This window comes from Hyphomicrobium sp., from assembly GCF_041674905.1.
Classification (GTDB): domain Bacteria; phylum Pseudomonadota; class Alphaproteobacteria; order Rhizobiales; family Hyphomicrobiaceae; genus Hyphomicrobium_B.
Genome location: NZ_JBAYUV010000040.1, coordinates 26,656 through 35,280 on the forward strand (window position 1 = coordinate 26,656; position 8,625 = coordinate 35,280).

Sequence of the window (8,625 nt, forward strand, 5' to 3'; positions counted from 1 at the left end):
CATACGGATGCTATCTTTTTCTGGACAATGACGAATCATGGCATTCCTTTATCCACAGGTTATGCACGGACTTCATCTATGACGCTGCTGCCCAACCCGTCCGATCTATCGCGTGCCGCGCTGCCGTTCCGGTCGTGCGTCGGCATCATGCTGCTCAATCGCGACGGGCTGGTTTGGGTCGGACGCCGCCGCCCCAAATGGGCCAGCGATCACGCCGCCCACATCTGGCAAATGCCGCAAGGCGGGATTGAAAAATACGAGCCGCCGCGCATCGCCGCGCTACGCGAGCTTCGCGAGGAAACAGGCGTAACCAGCGTCGAAGTCGTCGACGAATATTCCGACTGGCTGACCTACGAGTTGCCCGAAAACCTGCTCGGCATCGCGCTCAAGGGCCGCTATCGCGGACAGCGGCAAAAATGGTTCGCGATGCGATTCCTCGGCGACGACAGCGAAATCGATATTGCGCAAAAAGACGGCACGAAGGCCGAATTCAACGCCTGGCGGTGGGCGCCGATCGAAAGCGTGCCCAAGCTGATCATCCCGTTCAAACGCGAAGTCTATGAGCGCGTCACATCGGCTTTTGGACATCTCGCGGGTTGATGGTCCCGAAGCGCTTGCGCCAAACAAAAAGCCGGACATCGCGTCCGGCTTTTGTTTATCCAAAACTTCGGACGTCGCGATTTACGCGACCTTTCCCGACAAACGCTTGAGCTCACTGACCAGCGTATCAGCCATGCGCCGCGCGTTATCGTCCTTGGCAGCCGCCAGATCCGCTTCTGCCGCTCTCAGTTCTTCAGCGATCGCCGACGACGACATCTCTTCGACGTCGTAGGCTTTTTCCGCCAGAACCGTGAGACGTGAAGGATCGACCTCCGCAAAACCGGATTTAACGAACAGCCGGCGCTTGCCGCCGCCCGCCGTCACGTCGAGAACACCCGGACGCAGCGTCGCGATGACCGGCGCATGACCGGCCAGAACGGCAAATTCGCCATCGGAGCCCGGCACGACGACCTGATCGGCGTCGATCGAAAGCAGAACTCGCTCGGGCGAGACGAGTTCGAATTTGAAAGTACCTGCCATGGCGTGTCCGCTGTTCCCGGAACCCTAGTTCATCATTCGAAACGCTGAACGGTTTAAGCGCTCTTCGTCTCTTCTTCGTCGTCGCCTTCCGCTCCCGCTTTGGCGCGAACCTCTTCCGGCGTCTGCAGTTTCGTCCCGCAGAACGGGCAGAAGAAAAGCGGATGGTCGACGAGACCAGGCTCTTCTTCCTCGAGATCGACCAGCCCGACAGTCATGTAGATCACGCTGTCGGGGCCAACGGTAATCAGTGGCTCGAAATCGCCGCCTTCGAGAGCTTCCTTCAGCTCCTCGCAGCAGCTTCCGAATTGTGTCGCGGCTTCCGCCATTTATGTCTTCTCCTGGAGCCCGCGACGATGCGGGCTGTTCGCCCGCAGCGCTTGCCGGTTTTAAGCGGCTTCTGCGAGCTTCTCGGCCTTCGCGATCGCCTCGTCGATAGTACCAACCATATAGAAGGCCGGTTCCGGCAGGTGATCGTATTCGCCGTCGCAAAGGCCCTTGAACGCCTTGATCGTGTCGGGCAGCGACACGAGCTTGCCGGGCGATCCAGTGAAAACTTCAGCCACGTGGAACGGCTGCGACATGAACCGCTCGATCTTGCGGGCGCGGGCAACAGTCAGCTTATCTTCTTCGCTGAGCTCGTCCATGCCGAGAATAGCGATAATATCCTGCAGCGACTTGTACTTCTGCAGGATCGCCTGAACCGTACGCGCGACATGGTAGTGCTCCTCGCCGACGATGCGCGGGTCGAGCATGCGCGAGGTCGAGTCGAGCGGGTCGACCGCCGGATAGATGCCCTTTTCAGCGATCGAACGCGAAAGAACGGTCGTCGCGTCCAAGTGAGCGAACGACGCGGCGGGAGCCGGGTCGGTCAAGTCGTCGGCCGGCACGTAAATCGCCTGCACCGAAGTGATCGAACCCTTCTGCGTGGTCGTGATGCGTTCCTGCAGCGCGCCCATGTCGGTCGCGAGCGTCGGCTGATAACCGACCGCCGAAGGAATACGGCCGAGAAGCGCCGACACTTCCGAGCCCGCCTGCGTGAAGCGGAAGATGTTGTCGACGAAGAACAGCACGTCCTGACCCTGATCGCGGAAGTGCTCGGCAACCGTCAGACCCGAAAGCGCGACGCGGGCGCGGGCGCCCGGCGGTTCGTTCATCTGGCCGTACACGAGCGCGCACTTCGAGCCCTTCGCCGAACCGTTATTCTTCTTCGGGTCGAGGTTCACCTTCGACTCGATCATTTCGTAATAGAGGTCGTTGCCCTCACGCGTACGCTCGCCGACGCCGGCGAACACTGAATAGCCGCCGTGAGCCTTCGCGACGTTGTTGATGAGTTCCATGATCAGAACGGTCTTGCCGACACCGGCGCCGCCGAACAGGCCGATCTTGCCGCCTTTCGCGTAAGGCGCCAGCAGGTCGACGACCTTGATGCCCGTAACGAGGATCTGCGCTTCCGTGGCCTGATCCGCAAACGTCGGCGACGGCTGATGGATGGCGCGAACGCTCGGAGTTTTGATCGGGCCGGCTTCGTCGACCGGCTCGCCGATGACGTTCATGATGCGGCCGAGCGTTTCATCGCCGACCGGTACCGAAATCGGTGCGCCCGTGTCGAAGACTTCTTGGCCGCGAACGAGACCTTCCGTCGAGTCCATGGCGATCGTGCGAACCGTGTTCTCGCCGAGATGCTGCGCGACTTCGAGCACCAGGCGATTGCCGTGGTTCGTCGTCTCGAGAGCGTTCAAGATTTCCGGCAACTGGCCTTCGAAATGCACGTCGATGACGGCACCCGTGACCTGTTGAATTTTCCCTACGTTCTTAGCCATTTTAATCTCCAGCGGAATGTGATCAGGCGACGGTCAGCGTCACGGGGATGTTGTTGCGCGTCGCCTTGGAATACGGACAAATCTGATGGGCATCTTCGATCAGCGCCTGAAGCTTGGCCTTGTCGGCGCCGGGAATTGACAGTGAGAGTTCAGCTTTGAGCCCGAAGCTCGTGGCGTCCTTGTCGATCTCGACCCTGCAGCCGACCTTCGCAGCCTGGCCATCAAGCCCATGCTTCTTTGCGAGAAGCAGGATTGCCTGACCGAAGCACGCCGACCAGCCGAGGGCAAAGAGCTGCTCGGGGTTATGCCCTTCGCCAGAACCGCCCATCTCTTTCGGCAGAGCCATTGCGAGCGCCAGCTTGCCGTCATCGAGAACGGAGCGTCCGTCGCGGCCGCCTTTTGTCGTCGCATGCGTGACATAAGCCATGAGACTTGCCTCCGGATCAGAGCGCTTCCGCGCCCGAGATGATCTCGATCAGTTCTTTCGTGATGTTGGCCTGACGCTGGCGGTTGTACTTAATCGTCAGCTTGTTGATCATGTCACCGGCGTTGCGCGTAGCGCTGTCCATGGCCGACATCCGCGCGCCCTGCTCGGAGGCCGCGTTCTCAAGAAGGCCGCGGAAGATCTGCGTCGAGATATTGCGCGAAAGCAAGAAGCCCAGCACCTCGTCTTCGCCCGGCTCGTATTCGTGAATCGCGGTCGCGCCCTTCGCCGTCTCATTGCTCGCCTCGTCCACCTTGGCGGGGATGAGCTGCAGTGCCGTCGGCTTCTGAGCTATGACGGATCTGAATTCCGAGAAGTAGATCGTTGCAACGTCGAATTCGCCGGCCTCGAACATTTCAACCACACGATTTGCGACGCCTTCGGCATGGCCGAAGTTGAGCTGACGAACGCCTTGGAAATCCTTGCGCTCAACGATGTTCTTGCCGAGATCGCGGCGCAGGTTGTCGGCGCCCTTACGGCCGACCGTCATGATCTTGACCGTCTTGCCGTTGGCGATCAGACGGTGTGCGTCGGCGCGTGCGAGCTTCGAGATGTTCGAGTTGAAGCCGCCGCAGAGACCGCGCTCTGCCGTCATGACGATCAGCAGATGAACCTGGTCTTTGCCGTTGCCGACGAGAAGCGGCGAAGCACCGTTCTTGTCGGCGACTTTAGACGCGAGACTTCCGAGAACCGTCGCCATGCGCTCCGCGTAAGGACGCGCGGCCTGGGCGGCTTCCTGGGCGCGGCGCAGCTTCGCCGCCGCCACCATCTGCATCGCTTTAGTAATTTTCCGCGTCGCCTTCACTGAGGCGATGCGGTTGCGCATTTCTTTTAAGCTCGCCATCGGGCGCTCTCCTTAAGAGGTCCCGATCAGGCCGTGAAGCTCTTCGAAAACTTGTCGAGGAACTCGACGAGCTTCTTCTCCGTATCGGCCGACAGCGCCTTCTCTTTCGCGACCGTCTCGAAGATCGTCTTTTCCGAACGCAGCCCGGAAAGAACGCCCTGCTCGAACTTGTTCACAGCCGAAACCGGGATCGCATCGAGATAGCCGCGCGTACCGGCGAAGATGACCGCGACCTGCTCTTCCATCTTGAGCGGCGAGAACTGCGGCTGCTTCAGAAGCTCCGTCAGACGCGCGCCGCGTGCGAGCAACTTCTGCGTTGCGGCGTCAAGGTCTGAGCCGAACTGCGCGAAGGCCGCCATTTCACGATACTGAGCGAGCTCGCCTTTGATCTTGCCGGCGACCTGCTTCATGGCTTTCGTCTGCGCGCTCGATCCGACGCGCGACACCGACAGACCGACGTTCACGGCCGGACGGATGCCCTGATAGAAGAGGTCGGATTCAAGGAAGATCTGGCCGTCGGTGATCGAAATCACGTTTGTCGGAATGTAGGCCGAAACGTCGTTCGCCTGCGTCTCGATGACCGGCAGCGCCGTCAGAGAGCCGTTGCCAGCCTTGTCGCCGAGCTTTGCGGCGCGCTCAAGCAAACGAGAATGGAGATAGAAAACGTCGCCCGGATAGGCTTCGCGGCCCGGCGGACGGCGAAGCAGCAGCGACATCTGACGATAGGCAACGGCCTGCTTGGAAAGATCGTCATAGGCGATCACGGCGTGCATGCCGTTGTCGCGGAAGTATTCGCCCATCGTGCAGCCGGTGAACGGTGCAAGATACTGCATCGGCGCCGGGTCGGAAGCAGTCGCAGCGACGACGATCGAATAGTCGAGCGCGCCGCGCTCTTCGAGAACCTTGACGAACTGCGCAACCGTCGAGCGCTTCTGGCCAACCGCGACGTAAACGCAATAGAGCTTGGCGCCCTCGTCGTTTCCGGCGTTCAGCGATTTCTGGTTGAGGAAGGTGTCGAGAATGACGGCGGTCTTGCCCGTCTGACGGTCGCCGATGACGAGCTCGCGCTGGCCGCGGCCGATCGGGATCAGCGAGTCGATGGCCTTGAGGCCCGTCGCCATCGGCTCATGCACCGACTTGCGGGGCAGAATGCCTGGCGCCTTGACGTCGACGCGCATCTTCTTGTCCGACTTGATCGGACCCTTGCCGTCGATCGGATTGCCGAGGCCGTCAACGACGCGCCCGAGCAGACCCTTGCCGACCGGAACTTCCACGATGGCGCCAGTCCGCTTGACGGTGTCGCCTTCCTTGATGGTGCGATCGTCGCCGAAAATAACGACGCCGACGTTGTCGGCTTCGAGGTTCAGCGCCATGCCGCGAATGCCGCCCGGGAACTCGACCATCTCGCCCGCCTGGACGTTGTCGAGCCCGTAAACGCGGGCGATACCGTCACCGACGGACAGCACTTGCCCGATCTCGGAGACTTCGGCTTCCTTGCCGAAGTTCTTGATCTGATCCTTAAGGATCGAGGATATTTCTGCGGCCCGGATTTCCATAAACGTATGACCCTCTTCCCTGGTCGTTTCCGTTGGCGGAGCCTCGAAGCGGCTCCCTGTTCAATTCTCGGCTATGTCAACGAAAATGCCGTCCGGTTTCGCCCGCACGGCATTTTTGAATTCTGTGGCGTCAGGTGCTGACTTCGGTCAATGCCACCTTCATGTTCTGCAGCTTGGTCTTAAGTGACGAATCGATCATTCGGCTGCCGAGCTTGACGATGAGGCCGCCAAGCAGGCTCGGATCGACGCGCGACTGCAGCGTCACGTCCTTGCCGACAGATGCTTTAAGCGTTTCTTTCAGCGCCGCAATCTGTTCGTCATTGAGCGCCACGGCGCTCGTGACCTCGGCCGAGACTTCGCCGCGCGCCTTGGCGGCCAGCGCCCGGTACGCCTTGATGATGTCCTGGACGACGAAAAGACGGCGATTGCTCGCAACGAGCTTCAGGAAATTGGCGGCGAGACCGCCGATGCCGACCTTGTCGAGAAGGGCCGAGATGGCGCGGCTCTGATCATCCGCCGCAATCACCGGGCTACGGACGAGTCGCACGAGATCAGTACTTTCGTCTAAGAGGCTCTGAAACTTGCCGAGATCGCCTTCGACATCGGCAACCTTGGAGCTTTCGCTCGCGAGCTCAAAAAGAGCCGAGGCATAGCGCCCGGCCACGCCGTCAACGATGGTATCGTTTGTAGCCACGTCGCTCACACCGTCGCGCCTGGGCGCATATGGGGCTGGGCACAAAAAGCCCGAGACTACGCCCGCTTCAAGGAAAAGCCTTCGATACAATAAAGGCGCAAGGGGCCAGAAACCACCAGCCGCCCTTCGAAAGCCGCGGTTCCCTTAACATGCGCTCTGGCGGCCTTCAACCGGCCGATTTAGGGGCGCGTTGCCGCATAACCGTAAGCCCCGAACCGTAAACAGAGGTGCGGCAAAACCGGAGCTGCGCTTTTCACGCATTTGCGCCGCTCCAAAAGATGAACATTTGCTGCAAGCTCCGTTCAAACCACGTTCAGCCGCAATGCCCTACACATGCAATCGATCGGTCGTTTCCGATCGGTTTGCAATTTTACGTCTTTGCACTCGCCTCTCTGGACTTGGGCCCGCTTTCCGGGCCCAATTTTTTTTGCGCGCATTTTTAGAGAGCGTCCCGCATCACGATCGGGAACCGCCACGGCAGCACGAAGACGAGATCGAAGCCGACGTCGTGACCTTGATATTGCGGATTGCGGGCAAGCCAGAGGTCGGCGGCGCGCCGCACGCGTCGGCGCATGGTCAGCGTGATCGCGTCTTCCGCTTCCTCCGCCGAGGCCCGCCGCTTCACCTCGATAAACGCAATGCGCCGAGCCTTGATGGCGATGAGATCGATTTCTCCGACAGGGGTTTTGAAGCGGCGGCCAAGAATACGATGACCGAACGCCATGTAGACGCCCGCGACGATCATCTCCGCATTGAGCCCGCGTCGATAGCGGCGGCGGCGCATCTCGGAAAGCGGCCGGCCCCGATCGTCATTGGCATTCGAACTCACGGACTTTCATCCTTTGCCTTGACGCCCAATGCATAAACTCGCGACTTCGGCACCCCGAGTTCGCCCGCGATGGTCTTGGCGGCATCCTTGAGGCTCATCTCGCCGAGCACCTCGTCGAGCCGCACGCTGATCGCATCATCGCTGACGGCCTGCGGCTCGGGCGGACCGACGACGATGACGATTTCGCCTTTTAACGTTGAGCCTGCGAATTGATCGGCGAGCGCGCGCAGCGTTCCCCGCGTCATCGTTTCGTGCAGCTTCGTCAATTCGCGCGCGACGACAGCGGCGCGATTTCCGAGCACATCCGCCATATCCGCAAGCGCGTCTTCAACCCGATGCGGCGCTTCGAAAATAATGAGAGAACCAGGGATCTGAGCGATTTCGGCCAAACGCGTTCGCCGCGCCGCCTGCTTCGGCGGCAAAAAGCCCGAGAAGAAAAATGCGTCCGTCGGCAACCCGCTCGTCGTCAGCGCGGTGAGCACCGCTGACGGACCCGGGATAGAGATGACGGGGATGTTCCGCGACGCGGCCGTCCGAACCAGCCGGAAACCTGGGTCCGACAGCAACGGCGTTCCGGCATCGGAAATGATCGCGATGCGCTTGCCGGCCTCAGCTTCGCTCAGCACACGCTCGATCTCGCGATCTTCGTTGTGCTCGTGCAGGGGCAGCGTCTTCGCCGCGATACTGTAATGCTGCAGGAGCTTCGCCGAATGCCGCGTATCTTCGCAGTAGACGACATCCGCGCGCGACAGGACGGCCAGCGCGCGCAGCGTGATGTCGGCAAGATTCCCGATCGGAGTGGCGACGAGATAAATGCCGGACGTGAGCGGATCGGCAGCGAGATCCTCAAGCGCTTCTTTCACGCGATCGGCGAGCTTGGAAGCTTGCGGCGGATACTGCTGTCTGTCTGCCGGTATTGGATCTCTGGACACAAGCATGCCTTTGCCGCCGCGATGCGCGAAACAATAGCAAAACCAGACCAGGACGCGAAAGCTATTGCGAAGCTGGTCTCAGGAGCCGCCAGTGATAACCCAGTGATAACGATGAGGGACCGCTATTAAGCCGCGATGGCGTCGCCGAACGGCCCCGACGCAAACGGCGGCGGCTGCAGGTCGAGCATGTGAACGCTGGCAGGCCGCCGGCGGCCGCCGACATCCATGACCGCTGAAAGCTCGTCGATCAGAGATGTCATGGCATATTGGGCGAGATCGAGTTGTAGCGCCGCCGACGTATGGCAGCGCGTTGCCTCTTCGGCACGCGAAAGGGCGCCCTTAACCGTTTCCGAGAGATGGGCCCATTGCTCGACAAATGTCATCCG

At 60.7% G+C, this 8,625-nt stretch carries 11 protein-coding genes; 1 reads left to right on the top strand and 10 read right to left on the bottom strand.

Annotated elements, in window-relative coordinates; genetic code table 11:
* Window positions 1-78 precede the first annotated feature (78 nt).
* Entirely contained in the window at window positions 79-600 is a 522-nt protein-coding gene (locus WC026_RS14440; protein WP_372711708.1) for an RNA pyrophosphohydrolase, read from the top strand.
* A gap of 81 nt (window positions 601-681) precedes the next feature.
* Here the strand turns inward: WC026_RS14440 and WC026_RS14445 are convergent, their stop codons facing one another.
* The 10 genes from WC026_RS14445 to WC026_RS14490 form a co-directional block, all read right to left on the bottom strand.
* Complete coding sequence (locus WC026_RS14445; RefSeq protein WP_372711709.1) at window positions 682-1,080, bottom strand: F0F1 ATP synthase subunit epsilon; 399 nt, start codon at window positions 1,078-1,080, stop codon at window positions 682-684.
* 53 nt (window positions 1,081-1,133) lie between these two features.
* Window positions 1,134-1,406 carry a hypothetical protein gene (locus WC026_RS14450; RefSeq protein ID WP_372711710.1) on the bottom strand — a complete coding sequence of 91 codons (273 nt, stop codon included), beginning with the start codon at window positions 1,404-1,406 and terminating at the stop codon, window positions 1,134-1,136.
* 60 nt (window positions 1,407-1,466) lie between these two features.
* Window positions 1,467-2,900, bottom strand: a complete 1,434-nt coding sequence (atpD, locus tag WC026_RS14455; RefSeq protein ID WP_372711711.1) for a F0F1 ATP synthase subunit beta — start codon at window positions 2,898-2,900, stop codon at window positions 1,467-1,469.
* A 22-nt stretch (window positions 2,901-2,922) separates the two neighbouring features.
* A complete protein-coding gene (locus WC026_RS14460; protein WP_372711712.1) occupies window positions 2,923-3,327 on the bottom strand; it encodes an organic hydroperoxide resistance protein in 405 nt (134 codons plus the stop codon).
* A 16-nt stretch (window positions 3,328-3,343) separates the two neighbouring features.
* The gene (locus WC026_RS14465) at window positions 3,344-4,228 is read right to left on the bottom strand and encodes a F0F1 ATP synthase subunit gamma (RefSeq protein WP_372711713.1); all 885 of its coding nucleotides are present in this window, start codon (window positions 4,226-4,228) and stop codon (window positions 3,344-3,346) included.
* 26 nt (window positions 4,229-4,254) lie between these two features.
* Complete coding sequence (gene atpA / locus WC026_RS14470; RefSeq protein ID WP_372711714.1) at window positions 4,255-5,784, bottom strand: F0F1 ATP synthase subunit alpha; 1,530 nt, start codon at window positions 5,782-5,784, stop codon at window positions 4,255-4,257.
* Between the two features lie 130 nt (window positions 5,785-5,914).
* Window positions 5,915-6,478, bottom strand: a complete 564-nt coding sequence (locus tag WC026_RS14475; protein WP_372711715.1) for a F0F1 ATP synthase subunit delta — start codon at window positions 6,476-6,478, stop codon at window positions 5,915-5,917.
* 439 nt (window positions 6,479-6,917) lie between these two features.
* On the bottom strand, window positions 6,918-7,307 hold the full coding sequence (locus WC026_RS14480; protein WP_372711716.1) for a YraN family protein: 390 nt from the start codon (window positions 7,305-7,307) through the stop codon (window positions 6,918-6,920).
* Window positions 7,304-8,245, bottom strand: coding sequence for a 16S rRNA (cytidine(1402)-2'-O)-methyltransferase (rsmI, locus tag WC026_RS14485; protein ID WP_372711717.1), 942 nt, complete (start codon window positions 8,243-8,245; stop codon window positions 7,304-7,306). Before rsmI ends, WC026_RS14480 begins: the two co-directional genes overlap by 4 nt.
* Window positions 8,246-8,364: 119 nt before the next feature.
* On the bottom strand, window positions 8,365-8,625 hold a 261-nt coding region (locus WC026_RS14490; protein ID WP_372711718.1), incomplete at its 5' end, for a hypothetical protein.

Bases quoted from the DNA above. Each gene is read 5' to 3' on its own strand.
- WC026_RS14440 (WP_372711708.1), top strand. From the start codon at position 79: ATGACGCTGCTGCCCAACCCGTCCGATCTATCGCGTGCCGCGCTGCCG.
- WC026_RS14445 (WP_372711709.1), bottom strand. From the start codon at position 1,080: ATGGCAGGTACTTTCAAATTCGAACTCGTCTCGCCCGAGCGAGTTCTG.
- WC026_RS14450 (WP_372711710.1), bottom strand. From the start codon at position 1,406: ATGGCGGAAGCCGCGACACAATTCGGAAGCTGCTGCGAGGAGCTGAAG.
- atpD (WP_372711711.1), bottom strand. From the start codon at position 2,900: ATGGCTAAGAACGTAGGGAAAATTCAACAGGTCACGGGTGCCGTCATC.
- WC026_RS14460 (WP_372711712.1), bottom strand. From the start codon at position 3,327: ATGGCTTATGTCACGCATGCGACGACAAAAGGCGGCCGCGACGGACGC.
- WC026_RS14465 (WP_372711713.1), bottom strand. From the start codon at position 4,228: ATGGCGAGCTTAAAAGAAATGCGCAACCGCATCGCCTCAGTGAAGGCG.
- atpA (WP_372711714.1), bottom strand. From the start codon at position 5,784: ATGGAAATCCGGGCCGCAGAAATATCCTCGATCCTTAAGGATCAGATC.
- rsmI (WP_372711717.1), bottom strand. From the start codon at position 8,245: ATGCTTGTGTCCAGAGATCCAATACCGGCAGACAGACAGCAGTATCCG.